The sequence below is a fragment of the Pantoea sp. SM3640 genome, assembly GCF_015654165.1.
GTDB classification, from domain to species: Bacteria; Pseudomonadota; Gammaproteobacteria; order Enterobacterales; family Enterobacteriaceae; genus Pantoea; species Pantoea vagans.
The window spans coordinates 1,011,658-1,034,591 of sequence record NZ_CP064872.1; the positions used below are offsets into that span (position 1 = coordinate 1,011,658).

Annotated in this window: 24 protein-coding genes; 20 read left to right on the forward strand and 4 right to left on the reverse strand. The window is 55.9% G+C overall.

Annotated elements, in window-relative coordinates; all coding sequences use genetic code 11:
• The first annotated feature begins 38 nt into the window (after window positions 1-38).
• The 15 genes from IV493_RS04805 to hisP all read left to right on the forward strand — a co-directional run bounded on the left by IV493_RS04805 (window position 39) and on the right by hisP (window position 14,271).
• A complete protein-coding gene (locus tag IV493_RS04805; RefSeq protein ID WP_195857818.1) occupies window positions 39-818 on the forward strand; it encodes a helix-turn-helix transcriptional regulator in 780 nt (259 codons plus the stop codon).
• 55 nt (window positions 819-873) lie between these two features.
• Window positions 874-2,007, forward strand: a complete 1,134-nt coding sequence (gene pdxB, locus IV493_RS04810; protein WP_195857819.1) for a 4-phosphoerythronate dehydrogenase PdxB — start codon at window positions 874-876, stop codon at window positions 2,005-2,007.
• A gap of 174 nt (window positions 2,008-2,181) precedes the next feature.
• Window positions 2,182-3,189, forward strand: coding sequence for an aspartate-semialdehyde dehydrogenase (locus IV493_RS04815; protein WP_013358595.1), 1,008 nt, complete (start codon window positions 2,182-2,184; stop codon window positions 3,187-3,189).
• A gap of 2 nt (window positions 3,190-3,191) precedes the next feature.
• A complete protein-coding gene (gene truA / locus IV493_RS04820; RefSeq protein WP_013358594.1) occupies window positions 3,192-3,995 on the forward strand; it encodes a tRNA pseudouridine(38-40) synthase TruA in 804 nt (267 codons plus the stop codon).
• 29 nt (window positions 3,996-4,024) lie between these two features.
• On the forward strand, window positions 4,025-4,687 hold the full coding sequence (locus tag IV493_RS04825) for a DedA family protein (RefSeq protein ID WP_033783739.1): 663 nt from the start codon (window positions 4,025-4,027) through the stop codon (window positions 4,685-4,687).
• Window positions 4,688-4,831: 144 nt separating this feature from the next.
• A complete protein-coding gene (gene accD / locus IV493_RS04830; RefSeq protein WP_013358592.1) occupies window positions 4,832-5,746 on the forward strand; it encodes an acetyl-CoA carboxylase, carboxyltransferase subunit beta in 915 nt (304 codons plus the stop codon).
• 94 nt (window positions 5,747-5,840) lie between these two features.
• Window positions 5,841-7,109 (forward strand): bifunctional tetrahydrofolate synthase/dihydrofolate synthase, encoded by a 1,269-nt coding sequence (folC, locus tag IV493_RS04835; RefSeq protein WP_095706849.1) that lies wholly within the window; start codon window positions 5,841-5,843, stop codon window positions 7,107-7,109.
• Window positions 7,099-7,881: a cell division protein DedD gene (gene dedD / locus IV493_RS04840; protein WP_195857820.1), complete on the forward strand. Its 783-nt coding sequence runs from the start codon at window positions 7,099-7,101 to the stop codon at window positions 7,879-7,881. The genes folC and dedD overlap by 11 nt, the downstream gene beginning before the upstream one ends.
• A 264-nt stretch (window positions 7,882-8,145) precedes the next feature.
• On the forward strand, window positions 8,146-8,631 hold the full coding sequence (cvpA, locus tag IV493_RS04845) for a colicin V production protein (RefSeq protein ID WP_003854265.1): 486 nt from the start codon (window positions 8,146-8,148) through the stop codon (window positions 8,629-8,631).
• 37 nt (window positions 8,632-8,668) lie between these two features.
• Window positions 8,669-10,186, forward strand: a complete 1,518-nt coding sequence (purF, locus tag IV493_RS04850; protein WP_013358590.1) for an amidophosphoribosyltransferase — start codon at window positions 8,669-8,671, stop codon at window positions 10,184-10,186.
• Between the two features lie 113 nt (window positions 10,187-10,299).
• Complete coding sequence (locus IV493_RS04855; RefSeq protein WP_013358589.1) at window positions 10,300-10,869, forward strand: UbiX family flavin prenyltransferase; 570 nt, start codon at window positions 10,300-10,302, stop codon at window positions 10,867-10,869.
• A gap of 259 nt (window positions 10,870-11,128) precedes the next feature.
• Window positions 11,129-11,911, forward strand: a complete 783-nt coding sequence (argT, locus tag IV493_RS04860; RefSeq protein ID WP_033733385.1) for a lysine/arginine/ornithine ABC transporter substrate-binding protein ArgT — start codon at window positions 11,129-11,131, stop codon at window positions 11,909-11,911.
• A gap of 179 nt (window positions 11,912-12,090) precedes the next feature.
• Window positions 12,091-12,780: a histidine ABC transporter permease HisQ gene (locus IV493_RS04865; RefSeq protein ID WP_033733384.1), complete on the forward strand. Its 690-nt coding sequence runs from the start codon at window positions 12,091-12,093 to the stop codon at window positions 12,778-12,780.
• Window positions 12,773-13,489: an ABC transporter permease gene (locus tag IV493_RS04870; RefSeq protein WP_013358586.1), complete on the forward strand. Its 717-nt coding sequence runs from the start codon at window positions 12,773-12,775 to the stop codon at window positions 13,487-13,489. The genes IV493_RS04865 and IV493_RS04870 overlap by 8 nt, the downstream gene beginning before the upstream one ends.
• An 8-nt stretch (window positions 13,490-13,497) precedes the next feature.
• Window positions 13,498-14,271: a histidine ABC transporter ATP-binding protein HisP gene (hisP, locus tag IV493_RS04875; protein WP_013358585.1), complete on the forward strand. Its 774-nt coding sequence runs from the start codon at window positions 13,498-13,500 to the stop codon at window positions 14,269-14,271.
• 35 nt (window positions 14,272-14,306) lie between these two features.
• Here hisP and IV493_RS04880 read toward each other — a convergent pair whose 3' ends face one another.
• Window positions 14,307-15,206 carry a TIGR01777 family oxidoreductase gene (locus IV493_RS04880; protein WP_195857821.1) on the reverse strand — a complete coding sequence of 300 codons (900 nt, stop codon included), beginning with the start codon at window positions 15,204-15,206 and terminating at the stop codon, window positions 14,307-14,309.
• A gap of 182 nt (window positions 15,207-15,388) precedes the next feature.
• Between IV493_RS04880 and yfcF the strand changes: the two genes are divergently transcribed.
• A complete protein-coding gene (yfcF, locus tag IV493_RS04885) occupies window positions 15,389-16,030 on the forward strand; it encodes a glutathione transferase (RefSeq protein WP_013358583.1) in 642 nt (213 codons plus the stop codon).
• A gap of 108 nt (window positions 16,031-16,138) precedes the next feature.
• Window positions 16,139-16,663 carry an NUDIX hydrolase YfcD gene (gene yfcD, locus IV493_RS04890; RefSeq protein WP_003854255.1) on the forward strand — a complete coding sequence of 175 codons (525 nt, stop codon included), beginning with the start codon at window positions 16,139-16,141 and terminating at the stop codon, window positions 16,661-16,663.
• 109 nt (window positions 16,664-16,772) lie between these two features.
• Here yfcD and pta read toward each other — a convergent pair whose 3' ends face one another.
• A complete protein-coding gene (gene pta, locus IV493_RS04895) occupies window positions 16,773-18,902 on the reverse strand; it encodes a phosphate acetyltransferase (protein ID WP_033733375.1) in 2,130 nt (709 codons plus the stop codon).
• 86 nt (window positions 18,903-18,988) lie between these two features.
• Window positions 18,989-20,191, reverse strand: coding sequence for an acetate kinase (ackA, locus tag IV493_RS04900; protein ID WP_195857822.1), 1,203 nt, complete (start codon window positions 20,189-20,191; stop codon window positions 18,989-18,991).
• 337 nt (window positions 20,192-20,528) lie between these two features.
• On the opposite strand from ackA, the gene yfbV reads away from it, so the two are divergent.
• From yfbV to IV493_RS04915, 3 genes are all read left to right on the forward strand, one after another.
• On the forward strand, window positions 20,529-20,981 hold the full coding sequence (yfbV, locus tag IV493_RS04905) for a terminus macrodomain insulation protein YfbV (protein ID WP_013358580.1): 453 nt from the start codon (window positions 20,529-20,531) through the stop codon (window positions 20,979-20,981).
• 145 nt (window positions 20,982-21,126) lie between these two features.
• Window positions 21,127-21,621, forward strand: coding sequence for a YfbU family protein (locus IV493_RS04910; protein ID WP_195858152.1), 495 nt, complete (start codon window positions 21,127-21,129; stop codon window positions 21,619-21,621).
• Between the two features lie 13 nt (window positions 21,622-21,634).
• Window positions 21,635-22,294, forward strand: a complete 660-nt coding sequence (locus IV493_RS04915) for a sugar phosphatase (RefSeq protein WP_195857823.1) — start codon at window positions 21,635-21,637, stop codon at window positions 22,292-22,294.
• 29 nt (window positions 22,295-22,323) lie between these two features.
• Here IV493_RS04915 and yfbR read toward each other — a convergent pair whose 3' ends face one another.
• Complete coding sequence (gene yfbR / locus IV493_RS04920) at window positions 22,324-22,923, reverse strand: 5'-deoxynucleotidase (RefSeq protein WP_013358577.1); 600 nt, start codon at window positions 22,921-22,923, stop codon at window positions 22,324-22,326.
• Between the last annotated feature and the right edge of the window lie 11 nt (window positions 22,924-22,934).

A 22,934-nucleotide genomic window follows, 5' to 3' on the forward strand; every position in this document is an offset into this window, starting at 1 on the left:
AGTTAATATCGGACAAAATGAGCAAATGAGCGGACAGAATGAGCCTGAAAGTGACCTACCAGCCGCCAGTGAATGCACCGCAGCTACGCTACTTTATGCGCTATGAACAGGCCAATGCCCGCACCGAATATCTGCCACATTCACATGCCTGGGGCCAGCTGATCATGGTGAAAAGTCACGTCCTGGAAATGCAGGTCGAGGGCGAGCGCTTGCTGACGCCGGCCGACATTCCGGTCTGGATCCCGCCAGGTCAGTTGCACAGTAGCTATAACCATCGTCAGGCGCAGTTCCGCACCTTTAATCTGGCGGCCTCGCTCTGCGCCGATTTACCCCGGCGCGCCTGTCTGATGCTGGTGGATCCCATTGCACACGCCATCATGGACGATTTCGCTGAGCAGCAAATCGAGCAACCCGCAACGGATGCGCAGTGGCGGCTGTGCGAGGTGTTGCGCGATCGCCTGCCGGTGGCGCAGGTGCAGGAGAGCTATCTGCCCACCTCGCAGGATAAATTTCTCGCACCGGTGTTACATGCACTGGAAGCGCATCCTGGCGATAACACCACGCTGGCGGGCTGGGCGGCGCGGGTCTTTACCACCGAACGGACGCTGGCACGGCGCTGCCAGCAGCATCTGCATATGACATTTGGTGAGTGGCGGCAGCGCCTGCGGTTTCTGCGCGCCATCGTGCTGCTGGAGCAGGGAGAAAGCGTGCAGAGTATCGCCCATGAGCTGGGATACAGTTCCGCCTCGGCGCTGATTGTGATGTTCCAGCAACAGGCAGGCACCACGCCCGATCGCTACCGTGCGCGGTTAGGCTAACGCGTCGCTTTGTGCCAGAATAATTGCCTCACATGTAACAGACAGGAAAGCCGTGGTGAAAATTCTGGTCGATGAAAATATGCCTTATGCCCGTGAGTTATTCAGCCGCACCGGCGACGTGGTCGCGGTGCCTGGGCGTCCGCTGCCGGTGGCTCAACTGGCCGATGCTGATGGCCTGATGGTGCGCTCTGTCACCCAGGTGAATGAATCGCTGCTGGCTGGAAAGCCGGTGAAATTTGTCGGCACCGCGACAGCGGGCACCGATCATATCGACGAGAACTGGCTGCAGCAGGCGGGTATTGCGTTCTCTGCTGCCCCCGGCTGTAACGCCATCGCGGTGGTGGAATATGTTTTCTCTGCGCTGCTGCTGCTGGCGGAGCGCGATGGTTTTGAGCTGTGTGACCGCACAGTCGGCATTGTCGGCGTCGGTAACGTTGGCGGGCGGCTGCAGAAGCGGCTGGAAGCCTGGGGCATCAAAACCCTGCTGTGCGATCCGCCACGCGCCGATCGCGGTGATGAAGGCGATTTCCTGTCACTGGAGGCGGTGACAGAGCAGGCAGATATTCTGACCTTCCACACGCCGCTGTTTAAAGACGGCCCCTACAAAAGCTGGCATCTGGCAGATGCCGCGCTGCTGATGGCGCTGAAGCCCAACACCATCCTGATCAACGCCTGTCGCGGCCCGGTCGTGGACAACGGCGCGCTGCTGGAGGTGCTGAAAATGCGCCACGACCTCAGCGTGGTGCTGGACGTCTGGGAGCCGGAGCCGGATCTCTCGCTGGCGCTGCTGGATAAGGTCGACATCGCCACGCCGCACATTGCGGGCTACACGCTGGAAGGCAAAGCACGCGGCACCACCCAGGTCTTTGAAGCCTGGTGTGACTTTATCGGTCAGCCGCAGGAGGTGCCGCTCAGCACCTTACTGCCGGAGCCGGAATTCAGTGAAATTACCCTGAATGGCCCGCTGGATCAGCCAACACTGAAACGCCTGGCGCATCTGGTGTATGATGTGCGCCGCGATGATGCCCCGCTACGTAAAGTGGCGGCGAAACCCGGCGAGTTTGATCGCCTGCGCAAGCAGTATCTGGAGCGCCGCGAATGGTCTTCGCTGCAGGTCAACTGTGATGACGCCTCAACGGCTAAGATGCTGAACCAGCTGGGCTTTAACGCAATCTACTCTCCGAAGTAACGGGCGCTGCAGGCATGGCACCGTTTTCTGCACTGAATCAGTCGGTGACCAGAAAACGCGCCTAATCCATGCCTGCCAGTGTGGCGGCAGGTTTCGGGGGGGGATAAATCTGAATCCCTGGGCGGTGAATATCACCGCCTTCTGTTTTTATGTCATTGTCTGGAGTAAACCAACATGTCTGACGGCTGGAATATTGCGCTACTTGGCGCGACAGGCGCAGTAGGGAACGCTGTACTGGAACTGCTGGCGGAACGCCAGTTCCCGGTTGGTGAATTGTATTTGCTGGCCAGCGAAAACAGCGCGGGCGAAATCAAGCGTTACGAGGGCCGCTCGGTGCGGGTCGACAATGCAGAGACCTTCGACTGGTCACAGGCGCAGCTGGCCTTTTTCGTGGCAGGCCGTGACGCCTCGGCACGTTTTGCCGATGAAGCGGCCAATGCGGGTTGTCTGGTGATCGACAGCAGTGAGCTGTTTGCGCTGGAACCTGATGTGCCGCTGGTGGTGCCGGATGTGAACCCGCAGGTGCTGGCCGATTATCGTAATCGCAACATCATCAGCGTGGCGGACAACCTGGTGAGCCAGCTGCTGACCGCGATTAAACCGCTGGTAGATGCTGCCGGGCTGAGCCGTTTACAGGTGACGAATCTGATCTCGGTTTCCAGCTACGGCAAAGTGGCGGTCGATGCGCTGGCGGGGGAAAGTGCCCGCCTGCTGAATGGTATTCCGGCTGATGAACATCACTTTGGTCGTCAGCTCGCGTTTAACCTGATGCCACAACAGGCCGACGCAGAAGGCAGCGTGGAAAGTGAACGCCGACTGATTGATCAGGTGCGCAAAGTCCTGCAGGACGAAGGCTTACCGATTGCGGTCAGCAGCGTTCAGGCCCCGGTGTTCTATGGTAATGCGCAGATTGTGCATATCGAAAATCTGCGCCCGCTCTCTGCGGAAGAAGCACGTGCCGAGCTGGCGCTGGCGTCAGATATTCGTCTGAGCGAAGAAGATGACGTGCCGACGCCGGTGACGGATGCTTCTGGCAACGGCGAACTGAGCATCGGCGCAGTGCGCAACGACTACGGTATTCCGGAGCTGCTGCAGTTCTGGTCAGTGGCGGACAACATTCGTTTTGGCGGCGCGCTAATGGCGGTGAAAACCGCTGAGAAACTGGTTCAGGAGTATCTGTAAGCATGTCCGATGGTCAGACGCAAAAACTGGCGCTCGGCATTGAGTATGACGGCAGTCGTTACTACGGCTGGCAGCGCCAGAATGAAGTCCGCAGCGTGCAGGAGAAGGTAGAGCGCGCGCTGTCGAAAGTCGCCGATCATCCGGTCAGCATTTTTTGTGCTGGCCGCACCGATGCGGGCGTGCACGGCACGGGGCAGGTGGTCCATTTCGAGACGACCTCGCAGCGCCCTGATGGCGCATGGACGCTGGGCGTCAACGCCAATCTGCCGGCAGATATTGCCGTGCGCTGGGTGAAAGCGGTGCCGGATGAGTTCCATGCTCGCTTCAGCGCCACGGCCCGACGCTATCGCTACCTGATCTACAATCAGCGTCTGCGTCCGGCGGTGCTGGCGCAGGGCGTGACGCACTTCTACCATCCACTGGATGCAGAGAAGATGCAGCGCGCCGGGCAATGTCTGTTAGGCGAGAATGATTTCACCTCATTCCGCGCGGTGCAGTGCCAGTCACGCACACCCTGGCGCAACGTGATTCACCTCAACGTGACGCGTCAGGGTCCCTACGTGATTGTGGATATTAAAGCCAACGCGTTTGTGCATCACATGGTGCGCAATATCGTGGGCAGCCTGATGGAGATAGGCTGCGGCAATAAGCCGGAGTCATGGATGGCAACGCTGCTGGCGGCGAAGGATCGGACATTAGCCGCAGCCACAGCCCGGGCAGAGGGGTTGTATCTGGTGGCGGTGGATTACCCATCTCACTTTGCGTTACCACAGCCGTTGATGGGACCGTTGTTCCTCGCGGATTAATTCACTTTCAGGACTTAAAAGGGCGCGCTATGGAGTTTCTCCATTTTCTGGTCGATTTTATTCTGCACATCGATGTGCATCTGGCCGAGCTGGTTGCACAGTACGGTATCTGGATTTACGCTATTTTGTTCCTGATTCTGTTCTGCGAAACCGGGCTGGTTGTGACGCCATTCCTGCCAGGCGATTCGCTGCTGTTTGTGGCGGGTGCACTGGCTGCACTGCCGGGTAACGATCTCAATGTGCATGTGATGGTGGCACTGTTAGTAGTGGCCGCGGTACTGGGCGATGCAGTGAACTACACCATTGGCCGCCTGTTTGGCGAGCGGTTGTTCAGTAACCCGAACTCGAAGATTTTCCGTCGCAGCCATCTGGATAAAACCCATGCGTTTTATGCCCGTCACGGCGGAAAAACTATTATCCTGGCACGCTTTGTGCCGATTGTCCGCACGTTTGCGCCGTTTGTTGCCGGTATGGGCCACATGTCCTATCGCCACTTCGCGCTGTTCAACGTGACCGGTGCGCTGTTATGGGTACTGCTGTTCTCCTATGCCGGCTACCTGTTTGGCGATCTGCCAGTGGTGCAGGAAAACCTGAAGCTGCTGATTGTGGGCATTATCCTGGTCTCGATTCTGCCGGGTGTAATTGAAGTCTGGCGTCATCGCCGTCAGGCGAAGCAGCAGAAGCTGCCGTAAGGCTTCGCTCAGGGGTAAGACCAGATTTTTATCCACAGTCTGAACAGGTTGTGGTTTAATGAGCGACATTTACCGTCTGCTGAAGCGGTTTTCAGCAGTATCAAGACGACTGGACCAGGTCAGTTTTAAACAGAAAGGTCATCAATGAGCTGGATTGAACGCATTCTTAACAAAAGCACCACGACGCCAACGCGCAAAGCCAGCATCCCGGAAGGGGTCTGGACCAAGTGCGACAGCTGTGGCCAGGTTCTCTACCGCGCCGAGCTGGAGCGTAATCTTGAGGTTTGCCCGAAGTGTGACCACCACATGCGCATGCACGCGCGTGAGCGCCTCGGCAGTTTCCTCGATCAGGGAACGATGGTTGAGCTTGGCAGTGAACTTGAACCAAAAGATCTGCTGAAGTTTCGCGACTCCAAGAAGTACAAAGATCGTCTGGTCGCCGCACAGAAAGATACCGGCGAGAAAGATGCGCTGATCGTGATGAAAGGTCAGCTGCACAGTATGCCGGTGGTTGCGGCAGCTTTTGAATTTGCCTTTATGGGCGGTTCAATGGGCTCTGTCGTCGGTGCACGTTTTGTACGTGCAGTTGAGCAGGCGCTGGAAGATAACTGTCCGCTGATCTGCTTCTCCGCTAGCGGCGGTGCCCGTATGCAGGAAGCGCTGCAGTCGCTGATGCAGATGGCGAAAACCAGTGCGGCTCTGGCCAAAATGCGCGAGCGCGGTCTGCCCTACATTTCCGTGCTGACTGACCCGACCATGGGCGGTGTTTCGGCCAGTTTCGCCATGCTGGGTGACCTCAACATCGCGGAGCCTAAAGCGCTCATCGGCTTTGCTGGCCCACGCGTTATCGAGCAGACCGTGCGTGAAAAACTGCCGCCGGGCTTCCAGCGCAGTGAGTTCCTGATTGAGAAGGGCGCGATTGATATGATCATCCGCCGTCCGGAAATGCGCTACAAACTGGCAAGCCTGCTGGCTAAAATGATGAACCTGCCGGCACCGCTGCATGACGGTGAACCGTCCGCTCCCGCGACGACTGAATCGGAAAGCAACGAGGCCTGACAGGAGATAGAGAGGCGCGCCTGTCGCGCCTCTTACCAATGCACCGTATACCGCAGCACCAGTCTGCCAGGTATAAATAAGCAAAACGGGACATATGGACAATCTTCACCTCCCTCAAGCCACGTCGCCTTTGGCCACGTGGCTTTATTATCTTGAGCACCTGCATACTCAGGCCATCGAACTGGGTCTGGACCGTATTCGTCAGGTAGCACTTCGTCTCGACCTGCTGAAACCCGCTCCGTTTGTCTTTACCGTGGCCGGTACTAATGGCAAAGGCACCACCTGTCGCACCCTGGAAACGCTGCTGATCGCTGCGGGTTACCGCGTTGGCGTCTACAGCTCGCCGCATCTGGTGCGTTATACCGAACGCGTCCGGGTCCAGGGCGAGGAGCTGAGTGAAGCGCAGCACTGCGCCAGCTTTGCGGAGATTGAAGCCGGACGGGCTGATATTTCGCTGACATACTTCGAATTTGGTACGCTCTCCGCGCTGAATCTGTTCCGCCAGGCGCAACTGGATGTCGTGATCCTCGAAGTCGGCCTCGGCGGACGACTGGATGCCACCAACATCGTGGATGCCGATGTCGCCGTAGTCACCAGCATCGCGCTGGATCACACCGACTGGCTGGGCCCGGATCGCGAAAGCATCGGGCGCGAGAAAGCGGGTGTGTTCCGGGCAGGGAAACCGGCAGTCGTCGGTGAACCCGATATGCCACACAGCATCGCTGTGGTCGCGCAGGAAAAAGGCGCTCAGCTGTTACAGCGCAACCGCGACTGGTCCTGGCATGCCCAGGCCGAAAGCTGGTCGCTGCGTGATGCGCAGGGCGAGCTGAACGATCTGCCACTGCCTCAGGTGCCGCTGCCTAACGCGGCGACCGCGCTGGTGGCGCTGCGGGTCTCAGGGCTTGAGGTCAGTGAGATGCAGATTCGCGCCAGCCTGCCGCTGGCGATGCTGCCAGGGCGGTTCCAGACGATAAGTGAATCACCGCGCGTGATTCTGGATGTCGCTCATAACCCGCACGCGGCAGGCTATCTGGCGTCGCGTCTGGCGGCGCTGCCGAAACGCGGCAAAGTACATGCCGTTGTAGGCATGCTGCATGATAAAGATATCGCCGGAACGCTCGCGGCATTGGCTCCAATGGTTGATGCCTGGTATTGTGCACCGCTTGACGGTCCGCGCGGTGCCAGTGCAGAGCAGCTGCTGGATGCGCTGCCGCAGGGCGAGGCCTTTGGTTCTGTTGAACTCGCCTGGCAGCAGGCGCGCGAGCGGGCTGCGCCGCAGGACACTGTGCTGGTCTGTGGTTCATTCCACACGGTGGCACAGGTCATGGAATCGATTGAAACGGAGAAAGGACGTGGCAAGTAAGTTTCAGAACCGTTTAGTCGGCACCGTTATTCTGGTCGCCGTTGGCGTGATTGTGCTGCCAGGGCTGCTGGATGGTCAGAAAAAGCATTACAAAGAGGAGTTCGCCGCCATTCCGCTGGTGCCGAAACCTGACGATCAGCAGGACAGCGAAATGGTGCCGCCGGTAACCCAGTCGCTGCCCGCTCAGCCGCCGGAAGGCGCAGGCAGTGCCGTCAATAGCAGCAATGGCAATGGTAAAACCAGCGCCACGGCGGAGCAGGGACGGACGCAGCCGGATGAAGAGAGCGATCCGGTCGTGGTCTCGCCGCCGCCGGTTCATCAGTCTGTGCCTGCGCAGACGATGACGAAGCCGAAAGCGGCAGAGCAGCAGAAACCGAAGGCCACCGAGCAGCCTAAGCAGAAGCCGGTTGAACAGCAGAAGCCAAAAGTCGTGGAGCAGCCTAAACCGAAGCCAGTTGAGCAACCTAAAGCGGTTGAGCAGCCGAAGCAGGAAGAAGCGCCAAAAGCGGCAGAGACCACGGCTCCGGCGGGGCAGGCTTATGTGGTGCAGTTAGGTGCGCTGAAGAACGCCAGCAAAGTAAATGAGATTGTCGCGCAGTTGCGGCTGTCGGGCTATCGCGCCTTTACCGTGCCGTCAACACCGGTTCAGGGTCAGATTACCCGTATCTACGTTGGTCCTGATGCCTCGAAAGCTAAAATGCAAGGCGCGGTGGGTGAACTGAAAAGCATCTCAGGACTGGGCGGTGTCGTTAAGCCGTACAGCGCCCGCTAAACAGGCGATTGGCGCTGCCGATAGCAGTAACAGGTAGCGTCTTTTGCCGGGCAGGCAGTACGCTTAACGCGCACTGCCGCATAAAATAGTGACGATTTTCAACGGCCTGTCCGGCTGAGAATCACCGGGGCGATTGCGGTTTTTTTCATCGCCTTTTTTATGGATGCAGAAAAAGAAAACCGCTACGCAAACGTTTTCTTTTTCTGTTAGAATGCGCCCCGAACTGGATGCAGGGGTGCAATTGCACTGGCGCTGGAAGAGTTCATGATCTGGATTGATTACGTCATTATTGCGGTAGTTGGTTTTTCGGCTCTGGTCAGCCTGGTTCGTGGGTTTGTCCGGGAAGCCTTATCTCTCGTTACCTGGGGATGCGCGTTTTTTGTCGCCAGTCATTACTACGCCTACCTTGCAGTCTGGTTTACAGGTTTTGACGACGAACTGGTTCGTAACGGTATTGCCATCGGTGTGCTGTTTGTGGCGACCCTGATTGTGGGCGCCATTGTGAACTACGTTATCGGCACGCTGGTGGAAAAAACCGGCCTGTCGGGAACCGACCGGGTGTTGGGCGTCTGTTTCGGGGCGTTGCGTGGTGTGCTGATCGTAGCCGCTTTGCTGTTCTTCCTTGATACATTCACTGGCTTTTCCAAAAGTCCGGACTGGCAACAGTCTCAACTCATTCCCGAGTTCAGTTATATCATCAGGTGGTTCTTTGATTACCTGAAAAGCACGTCGAGTTTTTTACCCCGGTGATGTGACCGGGTGTGCGGCTAAATGAGGAAATGACAACATGTGCGGTATTGTCGGTATCACCGGTTTCATGCCGGTCAACCAGTCGATCTATGACGCGTTAACGGTGCTCCAGCACCGCGGGCAGGATGCCGCAGGCATTTGTACTATCGATGCGCTGAAATGTTTTCGCCTGCGAAAGGCAAACGGCCTGGTCAGCGACGTTTTCGAAGCACGCCACATGCAGCGACTGCAGGGCAATATGGGGATCGGTCACGCGCGTTATCCCACCGCGGGCAGCTCCAGTGCCTCTGAAGCGCAGCCATTCTATGTAAACTCCCCGTATGGCATCACCCTGGCGCACAACGGTAACCTGACCAACGCCCATGTGCTGCGTAAACACCTGTTCGAAAAGGGTCGCCGTCACGTTAATACCACCTCAGATTCTGAAATTCTGCTGAATATCTTTGCGCAGGAGTTAGATCGTTTTCAAAACGATCCGCTGGAAGCTGACAACATTTTTGCTGCGGTGGCTGCGGTACATCAGCAGGTTCGCGGTGCCTACGCCGTCGTAGCGATGATTATCGGCCACGGCATGGTGGCCTTCCGCGACCCTAACGGCATCCGTCCGCTGGTGCTGGGCAAGCGCGTTATCGCTGATGGCCGCACCGAATATATGGTCGCCTCCGAGAGTGTCGCGCTGGATACGCTGGGCTTTGAGTTCATCCGTGACGTTGCACCGGGTGAAGCGGTTTATGTCACTGAAGCCGGCCAGCTTTCGACCCGCCAGTGTGCTGAAAACCCGAAAAGCAATCCGTGCCTGTTCGAGTATGTCTACTTTGCGCGTCCGGATTCCTTCCTGGACAAAATCTCCGTCTACAGCGCCCGTGTCCGCATGGGCACCAAGCTGGGCGAGAAAATTGCCCGCGAGTGGGAAGATCTCGACATCGATGTCGTGATTCCGATTCCGGAAACCTCAACCGATATCGCGCTGGAAATCGCCCGTATTCTCGACAAGCCTTATCGTCAGGGCTTCGTGAAAAACCGCTACGTTGGCCGTACCTTTATCATGCCGGGACAGCAGTTACGTCGCAGCGCGGTACGCCGTAAGCTCAACGCGAACCGCGCTGAATTCCGTGATAAAAACGTGCTGCTGGTGGATGACTCTATCGTGCGCGGTACGACTTCAGAGCAGATTATTGAGATGGCACGTGAAGCGGGTGCAAAACGCGTTTACCTGGCCTCAGCGGCACCGGAAATTCGTTTTCCGAACGTCTACGGCATCGATATGCCGAGCGCCACGGAACTGATTGCGCACGGCCGCGAAGTGGAAGAGATTCGCCAGCTGATTAAAGCCGATGCACTGATTTTCCAGGATCTCGACGATCTGATCGAAGCGGTGCGTGAAGAGAATCCGGACATTGCACAATTTGAGTGCTCGGTGTTCAACGGCATTTACGTGACGAAGGATGTCGACCAGCAGTATCTGGAGTATCTGGAGTCGCTGCGTAATGATGATGCCAAAGCGCTTCAGCGCCAGAACGAAGTCGAAAATCTTGAGCTGCACAACGAAGGCTGATACCCATCCATAGTCGGGCAGCATACAACAGGGCGGGAGCAATCCCGCCCTGTTTGTTTTCAGAAACCCGCTGGCCGCGTATGATGGCGCATTGGCTGACATAAGGTTGGAATATGAAACGACTCATCATTGGCATCTCTGGCGCAAGCGGGGTGATCTATGGCGTGCGCATGCTGCAGGTGTTGCAGCAGGTGGAAGAGGTAGAAACGCATCTGGTCATGAGCCAGGCGGCACGTCAGACGCTGGGGCTGGAGAGCGATTATTCGCTGCGTGATGTGCAGGCGCTGGCCGATGTGGTGCATGACGTGCGCGATATTGCAGCAAATATCTCGTCGGGATCGTTCAAAACGCTGGGCATGGCGATTTTACCCTGCTCGATGAAAACGCTTTCAGGTATTGTGCACAGCTACAGTGACTCATTGCTGACCCGTGCGGCTGATGTGGTATTAAAAGAGCAGCGTAAGCTGGTGTTGTGCGTACGCGAAACCCCGCTGCACGTCGGCCACCTGCGGATGATGACCACCGCGGCTGAACTGGGTGCCATTATCATGCCGCCCGTGCCGGCGTTTTATCATCGGCCTGAAACCATCGATCAGCTCATCGACCAGACCGTGAATCGGGTAATCGATCAGTTCGATATCGAATTACCTGAAGATCTCTTTATGCGCTGGCAGGGTGCATAAAGTTCCGCTGGCGCACTTATTTAGTGCATAAGCGCGCCTCGGATCACTCTTCGTGCATTTGACGCACCAAAAGTTAACAACGTCGCTTTTTCTCTTTTACTTCACTGCTATATTCCCCTCACAAACACAGCGTTTTCGCCTGTCTGTCATCACGTTAACGGCGTGGATAACTTGCAGAACTGGCATGAAACATGCAAATTACTTTGCGCAAACACATCACGAACCACATAACAAAAAGCACTTCACTTGAGGGTAATCTATGAAAAAGCGTGTTCTGGCTCTTTCCCTGATGCTGGGCTTAACCAGTGCTGCCAGCGTCTTCGCGGCAGTTCCGGGTTCAATCCGTATCGGCACAGATCCAACTTACCCACCGTTTGAGTCGAAAGACGCGCAAGGCAAGTTAGTGGGCTTCGATATCGACCTCGCTAACGAAATCTGTAAACGCATTCATACCCAATGTACCTACGTTGAAAGCGACTTTGATGCGCTGATCCCTTCCCTGAAAGCGAAGAAAATTGATGCCATCATCTCCTCACTTTCCATCACAGCAAAACGTCAGGAAGAGATCGCCTTCTCGGAAAAACTTTACGCCGCTAACGCGCGTTTAGTCGCACCAAAGGGATCGAAAATTCAGCCGACTATTGAGTCACTGAAAGGCAAAAACATCGGCCTGCTGCAGGGCACCACGCAGGAAACCTATGCCAATCAGAACTGGCGGCCAAAAGGGGTTAACGTCACCCCTTATGCTAACCAGGATCTGGTGTATCAGGATCTGAACGCCGGTCGTATTGATGCAGCCTTCCAGGATGAAGTGCAGGCCAGCGAAGGTTTCCTGAAACAGCCAGTCGGTAAAAACTACGCTTTCGCGGGTCCGGCGGTTAAAGATGACAAAATCTTTGGCGTCGGAACCGGGATGGGACTGCGTAAAGATGACAGCGAACTGAAAGCCGCCATCGACAAAGCCTTTGCTGACATGCGTAAAGATGGCACCTACGACAAGATTGCGAAGAAATACTTCGATTTCAATGTGTACGGCGACTAACCATCCTGTCGCTTTACCCTCTGTGTCCGTTTTACCGGGACTGAGCCGGTTCTGCCTGGTGCAGAAACCGGAGCCGACCCGCTAATGGCGAATGGCATCTGCAACGGAGAGGTAAAGCTAAACTGCCCGTCTCGCTGGCGGGCAGCGTTTCGTTTTCACCCCACGACAGGACCCTCTCAATGCTGTATGGCTATTCTGATGTAATTCTTCGGGGCACGCTGGTGACGCTGGAGCTGGCGCTCACCTCCGTCGTGCTGGCAGTGCTGCTGGGCCTGATTGGTGCAGGCGCGAAACTGTCGCGCAGCCGGCCACTGGCGATGATTTTTGAAGGCTACACCACGCTGATTCGTGGCGTGCCAGACCTCGTACTGATGCTGCTGATCTTCTACGGTCTGCAGATTGTCCTCAACCAGGTGACCGACGCACTGGGCATGGCGCAGTTTGATATCGACCCGATGGTCGCCGGTATCATCACGCTCGGCTTTATTTATGGTGCCTATTTCACCGAAACATTCCGCGGCGCCTTTATGGCGGTGCCAAAAGGGCAGATTGAAGCGGCCACTGCGTTTGGCTTTACCGGCGCGCAGGTGTTCCGCCGCATTCTGTTTCCGGCCATGATGCGCTATGCGCTGCCGGGCATCGGAAATAACTGGCAGGTGATCCTGAAAGCCACCGCGCTGGTTTCGCTGCTGGGACTGGAAGATGTGGTGAAGGCGACGCAGCTGGCGGGGAAAAGTACCTGGCAGCCGTTCTACTTCGCCATCGTCGCCGGTGTGATCTATCTGGTGTTTACCACGCTGTCGAACGGCGTGCTGTGGTGGCTGAACCGTCGCTATACGGTCGGAGTGAAGAGGGCGAGTTATGATTGAGATTATTCAGGAATACTGGAAATCGCTGCTCTGGACGGACGGTTACCGTTTTACCGGTGTGGCGATCACCCTTTGGCTGTTAATTCTCTCAGTCACTATTGGCGGCTGTCTGGCCATTCTGCTGGCGATAGCCCGGGTTTCGCCAAACCGGTTTATCAGCTTTCCGGTCTGGCTCTTTACCTACGTATTTCGCGGCACGCCGCTCTATGTGCAGCTGCTGGTCTTCTACTCCGGCATGTATACGCTGGAAATTGTCAAAGGCACAGAATTGCTGAACGCCTTTTTCCGCAGCGGCCTGAACTGTACGCTGCTCGCCTTTACCCTGAATACCTGCGCTTACACCACGGAAATCTTTGCGGGTGCGATTCGCTCGGTACCCCACGGTGAGATTGAGGCAGCGCGGGCTTACGGCTTCTCCACCTTCAAACTCTATCGCTGCATTATCCTGCCTTCCGCGCTGCGTACGGCTCTGCCGGTCTACAGCAACGAGGTGATTCTGATGCTGCACTCCACGGCATTAGCCTTCACCGCCACGGTGCCGGATCTGCTGAAAGTGGCACGAGATATTAACTCAGCAACTTATCAGCCGTTTACCGCCTTTGGTCTGGCAGCAGTGTTGTACCTGATTATCTCTTACGTGTTGATCAGCCTGTTCCGCCTGGCGGAACGTCGCTGGCTGGCCCACGTGAAACCCTCTTCATCGCATTGAGTAGAACTATGGCTGACAATAAATTAAGCGTCACCGAATTGCATAAACGTTACGGTGAACATGAAGTGCTGAAAGGGGTCTCGTTAACTGCGAAAGCGGGCGATGTGATCAGTATCATTGGATCGTCCGGTTCAGGGAAAAGTACCTTTTTACGCTGCATCAACTTCCTCGAAAAACCGAGTGAAGGCACCATCGTGGTCAATAACCAACACATCACGCTGGTCCGTGACAAAGATGGTCAGCTGAAAGTCGCTGACAAAGAGCAGTTGCGCGCATTGCGCACCAGTCTGACTATGGTGTTCCAGCATTTCAATCTCTGGAGCCACATGACGGTGCTGGAAAACGTCATGGAAGCGCCGATTCAGGTGCTGGGGCTGAGCAAAGCGGAGGCGCGTGAGCGGGCCATCCGCTACCTCGATAAAGTGGGCATTGATGCGCGGGCGCAGGCGAAGTATCCGGTGCACCTCTCCGGGGGTCAGCAGCAGCGTGTGTCGATTGCGCGCGCACTGGCGATGGAGCCGGAGGTGTTGCTGTTTGATGAGCCGACCTCGGCGCTGGATCCGGAACTGGTCGGTGAAGTGCTGCGCATCATGCAAAAGCTGGCGGAAGAAGGCAAAACGATGGTGGTGGTAACGCATGAGATGGAGTTTGCCCGTCACGTCTCAAATCACGTGATTTTCCTGCATCAGGGTAAAATCGAAGAGCAGGGGCCACCTTCGGAGGTGTTCGGCAGCCCGAAAAGCCCGCGTTTACAGCAGTTCCTCAAGGGATCGCTGAAATAATCCAGCGCCCGCGTCTGACAGGCGCGGGCGTCAGGTTAATGCTTCACCACATCCTGCAACGCCTGTTGCAGATCGTACCAGCGGAAGCTAAAACCTGAGGCTTCCAGCCGCTTTGGCAGCACATGCTGTCCTCCCAGCACCAGCACCGACGATTCGCCCATCATCAGTTTAATGGCGCTGGCTGGCGTGCGCATAAAGGCCGGGCGGTGCATAACCTGGCCCAGCGTGGCGGCAAACTGCTCATTGCGCACGGCGTAAGGCGCGACCATATTGAATGGACCACGCAGATCATCATGATCCAGCAGCCAGATAATGGCGTTAAGCATGTCATCAAGGTGGATCCACGGCATATATTGCTTGCCACTGCCTATAGGCCCGCCGATGCCGAGCTTAAAGGGCAACTTCATTTTGCTGAGTGCGCCACCTTCGGGGGCCAGCACCACGCCGGTCCGCAGCAGGCAGACGCGGGTGCGCTCACTTTCTGCTGCAAGCGCCAGCTGCTCCCAGCGGGCGCAGAGCTGATGCGTAAACTCATCCTGCCCCTGATCCTCTTCAGTCAGCACCAGATCGCCGGTATTACCATAAAAGCCGGTTGCCGAACCTGAGATCAATACTGAGGGCGGCGTAGCGCTGGCGTTGATCAGTGAGGCGATCTGCTCAGTGATCTGCCAGCGGCTTTCGCACAGCTGCTGTTTATGCGGCTCCGTCCAGCGCTTGTCGGCGATGGGTTCTCCCGCCAGATTAATCACCGCATCGATGTTATCCAGATTCGACTGTTGCGCCAGGCCTGACCAGAGTGCGACGTTCTCGCCCAGTTTTTCACGCGCGCTGACCACATCACGTGTCACCACGCTAATCTGATGCCCCAGCTGCTGCAGGCGCGGGATCAGGTGACGGCCAATCAGTCCCGTGCCACCGGTAATTAGAATGTGCATGTTGCGACTCCCTTGATGTTTTTGTTATTTGCACTTTTCAGCATAGAAGAGTCGAGCCATTCCAGAGTGAGTCGCGTCGCGCTTTCTGCTTCCGGTGGCAGAGATCGGAGCAGCTCAGCGTTGCCTTCGCAAAAAAAAATCGGTAAACATGATGCAACCCTGACAGCCAATTGAGGTAACCGATGAATTATCCGTCCATCACCCTGTGGTCAGATTCATCATTTTTCAGTCCTTACGCTATGTCTGCCTATGTTGCTCTTACCGAAAAAGGGATCCCTTTCCAGCTGAAACGTGTCGATCTGTCGCAGAATCAGCAATACGCCGCAGCATACCGCGAGCTGTCGCTGACCTGCCGCGTGCCGACTCTCCAGATTGATGACTTCCTGTTAAGCGAATCCTCGGCGATTACCGAATATCTCGAAGAGCGTTTTCCGGCACCCGAATTTGAGCGCCTCTATCCGCGCGACCGGGAAAAGCGCGCCCGTGCCCGTGAGATTCAGGCCTGGCTGCGCAGTGACTTCCTGTGGATCCGTCAGGAGCGTCCGACAGAAGTGCTGTTTGCCGGTGAACGTTTTGCGCCACTGACTGCGTCAGCGCAGCAGGCGGTGGATAAACTGGTTACCGCTGTCGATCGTCTGCTGCCTGAGGGGCAACAGAACCTGTTTGGTGAGTGGTCCATTGCGGATACCGATCTGGCTGTAATGCTTAACCGGCTGGTGTTACATGGCGATCCTTTGCCCGTCCGTCTGCGGCATTATGCTGAGTTTCAGTGGCAGCGAGCCTCGGTACAACTGTGGTTAGCAGAAAGTGGTAAAAATCGGTAACAGCCAGGGCTTGCTCAGGCTGTCGGAAGTGATTACCTTACGCCACATAAAAATAACGACGTGGCAAACTGCGTACATAACTGTACGCCAAACAGGAAAGGGTTACTGATGGTGGATCAAACTGCGGGTGACGGCATCGAGTGGGTCGATATCGTAAACGAAGAGAATGAAGTCGTTGCTCAGGCGACACGTGCGCAGATGCGTGCTCAGTGCCTGCGTCACCGCGCTACCTATATTGTGGTTCATGACGGTATGGGTAAGATTCTGGTACAGCGTCGCACCGAGATAAAAGATTTTATGCCGGGCAAACTGGACGCAACCGCGGGCGGCGTGGTGCAGAGCGGTGAAGATATGCTGGAATCTGCGCGACGTGAAGCAGAAGAGGAGTTAGGGATTGCCGCGGTGCCGTTTGCTGAACATGGCAAATTCTACTTCGAAGATCAGCACTGTCGTGTCTGGGGCGGTCTGTTCAGTTGTGTATCACACGGGCCATTCGCCATGCAGGAATCGGAAGTCGATGAGATTATCTGGATGACGCCCGATGAGATTACCGCACGTTGTGATGAGTTCACCGACGATTCGCTGAAAGCGCTCTCCCTGTGGATGAGCCGCAACGGCGATAACCGGGCCTGAAAACAGGCATTTTAATTCAGGTTATTCATCCGCATCAGACAGAGCCGCTTTGTTACCGGCGAAAAAAAGGCATGCTCTGGGGCATGCCTTTTTCGTTATGACCAGCCGCTTAGCCTTCAGCCTGCTGGGACTGAATCGCCGTCAGGGCAATGGTATAAACGATGTCATCCACCAGCGCACCGCGCGACAGGTCGTTGACCGGCTTACGCATACCCTGCAGCATCGGTCCGATGGAGATCAGATCGGCTGAACGCTGTACCGCTTTGTAGGTGGTGTTACCGGTGTTGAGATCCGGGAAGATAAACACAGTAGCGCGGCCGGCAACCTGAGAATTCGGCGCTTTGGATTTCGCCACATCTTCCATGATCGCGGCGTCATACTGTAGCGGACCATCGATCACCAGATCAGGCCGTTTCTCCTGCGCAATGCGCGTTGCTTCACGCACTTTCTCAACGTCGCTGCCCGCTCCTGACGTGCCGGTAGAGTAGGAGATCATCGCAACACGCGGATCGATACCAAAGGCGCTGGCAGAATCGGCTGACTGGATAGCGATCTCAGCCAGCTGCTCCGCGGTCGGATCCGGGTTAATTGCGCAGTCACCGTAAACCAGCACCTGCTCCGGCAGCAGCATAAAGAACACCGAGGAAACCAGTGAGCTGTTAGGCGCGGTTTTGATCAGCTGCAGCGGCGGACGAATGGTATTGGCCGTGGTGTGAACTGCACCTGACACGAGGCCATCCACTTCGCCGCTCTCCAGCATCATGGTGCCAAGTACCACATTATCTTCCAGCTGCTCCTGAGCAACCACTTCGGTCATGCCTTTGCTCTTACGCAACTCAACCAGACGCGGCACGTAGTTTTCGCGAACCTGTTCCGGGTCTACAATCTCAACGCCTTTGCCCAGTTCAACACCCTGAGCCGCAGCGACACGCTGAATCTCCTCCGGGTTGCCTAACAGTACGCAGGTCGCGATACCGCGCTCGGCACAGATAGCGGCCGCTTTAACCGTACGCGGCTCATCGCCCTCTGGCAGTACCACGCGTTTGCCCGCTTTACGTGCCAGCTCGGTAAGCTGATAGCGGAAGGCAGGTGGTGACAGGCGACGGCTGCGCTCAGATGTGGCGGTCAGTGACTCAATCCACTCTGCATTAATGTAGCTGGCGACATATTCCTGCACTTTCTCGATGCGCTGCGTGTCATCAGCAGGCACTTCAAGATTAAAGCTCTGCAGGCTCAGTGAGGTCTGCCAGGTATTGGTTTTCACCATAAACACCGGCAGGCCGGTCTGGAAGGCACGGTCGCAGAGACGGGCAATGCGATCGTCAATCTCGTAGTTACCGGTCAGCAGGATTGCGCCAATCTCAATGCCGTTCATCGCAGCCAGACAGGCGGCGACCAGCACATCCGGACGGTCAGCCGAAGTCACCAGCAGTGAGCCAGGACGGAAATGCTCCAGCATGTGCGGGATACTGCGGGCGCAGAAGGTAACGGATTTAACCCGGCGGGTCTGAATCTCGCCTTCGTTAATGATGCGTGCATCCAGGTGGCGGCACATATCGATCGCGCGGGTGGCTATCAGATCAAAGCTCCACGGCACGCAGCCCAGCACGGGCAACGGGCTGTCTGAGAACAGCTGCTTAGGATCAATGTTGGCGATGCTGGCTTTTGAGGAATCATCAAAGATTTCTGACAGGTCAGGGCGGGTACGTCCCTGATCGTCGACCGGCGCGTTGAGTTTGTTGATGATCACGCCAGTGATGTTTTTGTTCTTCTGACCGCCGAAGCTGCTTTGCGTCAGCTCAATGCGCTCTTTCAGCTGCGCCGGAGAGTCATTGCCCAGCGCCATCACGAAGACGATTTCCGCGTTCAGGGTTTTGGCGATTTCATAGTTCAGCGCGTTGGCGAACTGATGCTTACGGGTCGGCACCAGACCTTCAACCAGCACCACTTCCGCATCCTGGGTGTTGGCGTGGTATCGGGAGATGATCTCTTCCATCAGTACATCCTGCTGGTTGGAACCCAGCAGTGACTCAACACGTGACATCTGCAGCGGTTCTGCGGCAGGAATCGAGGAGTTCTTACGGATGATGGTAGTGGTTTGATCCGGGGTATCGCCGCCAGCACGTGGCTGAGCAATCGGCTTAAAGACGCTAAGGCGAACACCTTTGCGTTCCATGGCGCGGATAACGCCAAGGCTGACGCTGGTCAGGCCGACGCTGGTGCCGGTCGGAATGAGCATAATTGTACGTGACACGTTTGAACCTCTCAGTAATGGCAGGGTGTCAGAAACAACTCCGTCAGCCTGAGCTGACGGAGAGAAGTGTTTTACGCAGTCAGACGCGCGGCGTCCTGGGCGATGACCAGCTCTTCGTTGGTCGGAATCACCAGCGCCGGGCGGGTGCCTTCTTTATTGATGTAGCCTGATTTGCCGAAACGGGCCGCCAGGTTGCGCTCGTGGTCGACGTCAAAGCCCAGCAGTGCCAGTTTTTTCAGTGAAAGTTCACGGACCATCGCGGCGTTTTCACCGATGCCGCCAGTGAACACGACGGCGTCAAGACGGCCATCCATCAGCGCGGTGTAGCTGCCGATATATTTCGCCAGGCGATGACAGAAGACATCCATTGCGCGCTTCGCATCTTCTTTGGTGGTGTAGTTGTCTTCTACGTAGCGGCAGTCGCTGGTAACTTCGGTCAGCCCTAACAGGCCAGACTCTTTGGTCAGCAGTTTATTGATGGCGTCAACGCTCATACCCAGCGTATCGTGCAGGAAGAAGATGATGGCCGGATCGATGTCGCCACTGCGGGTTCCCATCACCAGACCTTCCAGCGGAGTCAGACCCATAGAGGTGTCTACGCACTCGCCGTTACGAATAGCAGAAACTGAACCACCATTACCGAGGTGACAGGTGATAATGTTCAGTGACTCAAGCGGCTTGTTAAGCATTTTAGCGGCTTCGTGAGTCACATAGAAATGGCTGGTGCCATGCGCGCCATAGCGACGAACGCCATGCTCTTTATATAATTTGTACGGCAGCGCATAGAGGTAAGACTCTTCCGGCATTGTCTGATGGAAAGCCGTGTCGAATACCGCGACATTCTTATCTGACAGGTGCGGGAAGTTTTTCATCGCTTCATCAATACCGATCAGATGAGCCGGGTTGTGCAGCGGTGCAAAAGAAGAGGCGTCCTTGATGCCCTGTACCACGTCTTCAGTAATGATGACTGACTGACTCAGCTTCTCGCCGCCATGAACGATACGATGGCCGATTGCAGCAATTTGTGCCGAAAGCTCAGGTTTTTGTGCCAGAATGGTTTTAACAATGAAGTTCAGCGCTTCGCTATGCGCTGCGCCAGCACCCAGAGGCGCTTCCTGTTTTTCGCCTTCCAGCTTCCATTTGATGCGGGCCTCAGGAAGGTGGAAACATTCCGCAAGGCCTGACAGGAATTCTTCACCGCTGGCAGGGTTGAGAATGGCAAACTTCAGGGAAGAGCTGCCACAGTTCAGAACCAGAACTAACTTACTCGACATGGAAGTACCTATTTTTTGAGAGTGGCTAAATAAAACGCAATCAGACTAACAGCGTAGCCCATGAAAGCTGGTAGATTAATGACAAACATCATGCGGTAGACAGAAATCTGTATTTCCGCAAAAAATTTCAGCAATCTTACGCAAAAATTTGAAGATTGCCTTGTCGAAATATGGCTCAGGCCTCTTCCCAACGGCGCATCCCGCGTGCGGAAAGGTGTTAAAACGGCGTCAGAATAACTGGAGTCATCTTTAAAGACAAAAATAATTGAAGGATGTTACGTAAAGTTGTGTGGTTATAACTATTTTTTAATCTTTGCAGTATTAGTTGAGGTGAGCCATGGCGAATGAATCTGGCAGTACCAGTTGGTTTCGGATGTTTCAGCGCGGCCAGCACTATATGAAGACCTGGCCTGCTGATAAGCGCCTGGCCCCGGTGTTCCCGGAAAACCGCGTTTCATCAGCAACGCGTTTCGCCATTCGCTTTATGCCACCGCTGGCCATTTTTACCCTGACCTGGCAGATCGCGATGGGCGGTCAGTTAGGTCCTGCCGTGGCGACGGCGCTGTTTGCCTGCAGCCTGCCGATGCAGGGATTGTGGTGGCTGGGCAAGCGTTCAGTCACGCCGCTGCCGCCGACGCTGCTTAACTGGTTTCATGAAGTGCGTGCCCGGCTGGAAGAAGCGGGGCAGGCGATAGCGCCGGTTGAAGGCAAGCCGACCTATCAGGCGCTGGCCGATCTGCTTAAGCGGGCGTTTAAACAACTCGACCGCACCTTCCTGGACGATCTCTGACTCCTCCCGGGCTGGCGGTAAAATAATTACCGCTAACCTGCGGCCAAATCAAAGAAAGGCGATACGGCGATTTCCGTGTCGCTAACGCTGTGCAATCATTTCTCCATTGTCGATTAACTGAGCGGTCTCTAACCGGGAGTGAATGATGGAAATGACCCATGCGCAGCGTCTGATTCTTACCAACCAGTACAAAATCATGGCCATGCTTGAGCAGGAAAATGCAGAACGTTTTCGCCGTTACCAGACCATTATCGAACGCGGTTATGCGCTGCAGATGCGCGAGCTGGATAAAGAGTTTGGCGAACTGAGTGAAGCGATCTGCCGGACCGTGATCGATATAATGGAAATGCATCATGCGCTCCACGTCTCCTGGTCGAACCTGAAGGATAAAGGTCAGCTGGAAGAGCGCCGTCTCGCCTTTCTGGGCTTTGATGCAGCAACGGAAGCACGCCTGCTGGGTTACGTCCGTTTTATGGTCAATACAGAAGGACGTTATACCCACTTTGATTCCGGTACCCACGGTTTTAACGCGCAGACCCCGATGTGGGAAAAGTATCAACGCATGTTAGCTTTGTGGCAGACTTGTCCGCGCCAGTACCATTTAAGTGCAAACGAAATTGCGCAAGTGATTAATGCCTGATGAGGAGGAGCGCGTGACCTACAGAGGTTTTCTATTTGATTTAGACGGCACGCTGGTGGACTCATTGCCAGCGGTTGAACGAGCCTGGAGCCAGTGGGGTGCCCGTCATGGTATCGACGCTGATGAGATTCTGGATTTCATCCATGGCAAACAGGCGATTACCTCTCTGCGTCATTTCATGGCAGGCCAGTCGGAAGAGGCTATTCAGGCGGAGTTTGTCGCGCTGGAGCAGGCTGAAGCGGCAGACACCGACGGTGTGCAGGCGCTGCCAGGCGCCCATGCGCTGCTGAACCGGCTGAACGAGCTGCAGATTCCCTGGGCGATCGTCACTTCAGGCTCGGTGCCGGTCGCTCATGCCCGGCACAAAGCCGCAGGATTACCGAAGCCCGCCGTCTTCATTACCGCTGAGCAGGTCGCTAAAGGCAAACCTGAGCCCGATCCTTACCTGCTTGGTGCAGAGAAGCTGGGATTAGCGGCGACGTCATGCGTGGTAGCAGAAGATGCACCCGCCGGTATTTTATCCGGCCTGAACGCCGGCTGTGCGGTGATTGCTATTAATCCCCCAGCGGAAACGCCACGACTGGATGAGGTGGCGCTTAAGCTCGACTCACTGGCGTCTCTGATTATTACCCGCGAGTCTGATCGCAGCTTTACCTTCAGCCAGCAGGCTTAAAGATCCGCCCGGCGGCCATGCCGTCGGGTTTACAGTGGCGTATCCTGCGAAATTTCATCCAGCGACAGGCTGAAGCTTGGAATAAACACCTCAACGAAGTAATCCATCTCTGGCGAACGCCGCTGTGCCAGGGTCTTTTCCAGCCGCGCTTTGGCCAGCAGAAATTCGTTATTGCCGGCAGACAGCTCCTCAAGACATTTTACATAGGCACAGAGCGCATCTGCCTGTTTCACCACGGCCTGCTCCTCTTCGCTATGCAGATGCTCGTCGATCAGCGGGCGATAGATCGCCTGAAACTCTTCCGGCAGCATCTCAATCAGTTTCTGCTGGGCAATCTTCTCGATTTTCTTATATTCGTGGGCAATCTGTGCGTTGTAATACTTAACCGGAGTGGGTAAATCGCCGGTGAGCACTTCGCTGGCGTCATGATAAAGCGCCAGCATGGCGATGCGGTCGGCGTTAAGCGAGCCACTGAATTTAAGGTTTTTGATGACGGCCAGCGCGTGCGCCACCATGGCGACCTGCAGACTGTGTTCAGAAACATTCTCGGTACGCACATTGCGCATCAGTGGCCAGCGGTTGATCAGCTTAAGACGGGAGAGGTGAGCAAAGAAGTGGCTTTGTGTCATGAGCGTTCCTG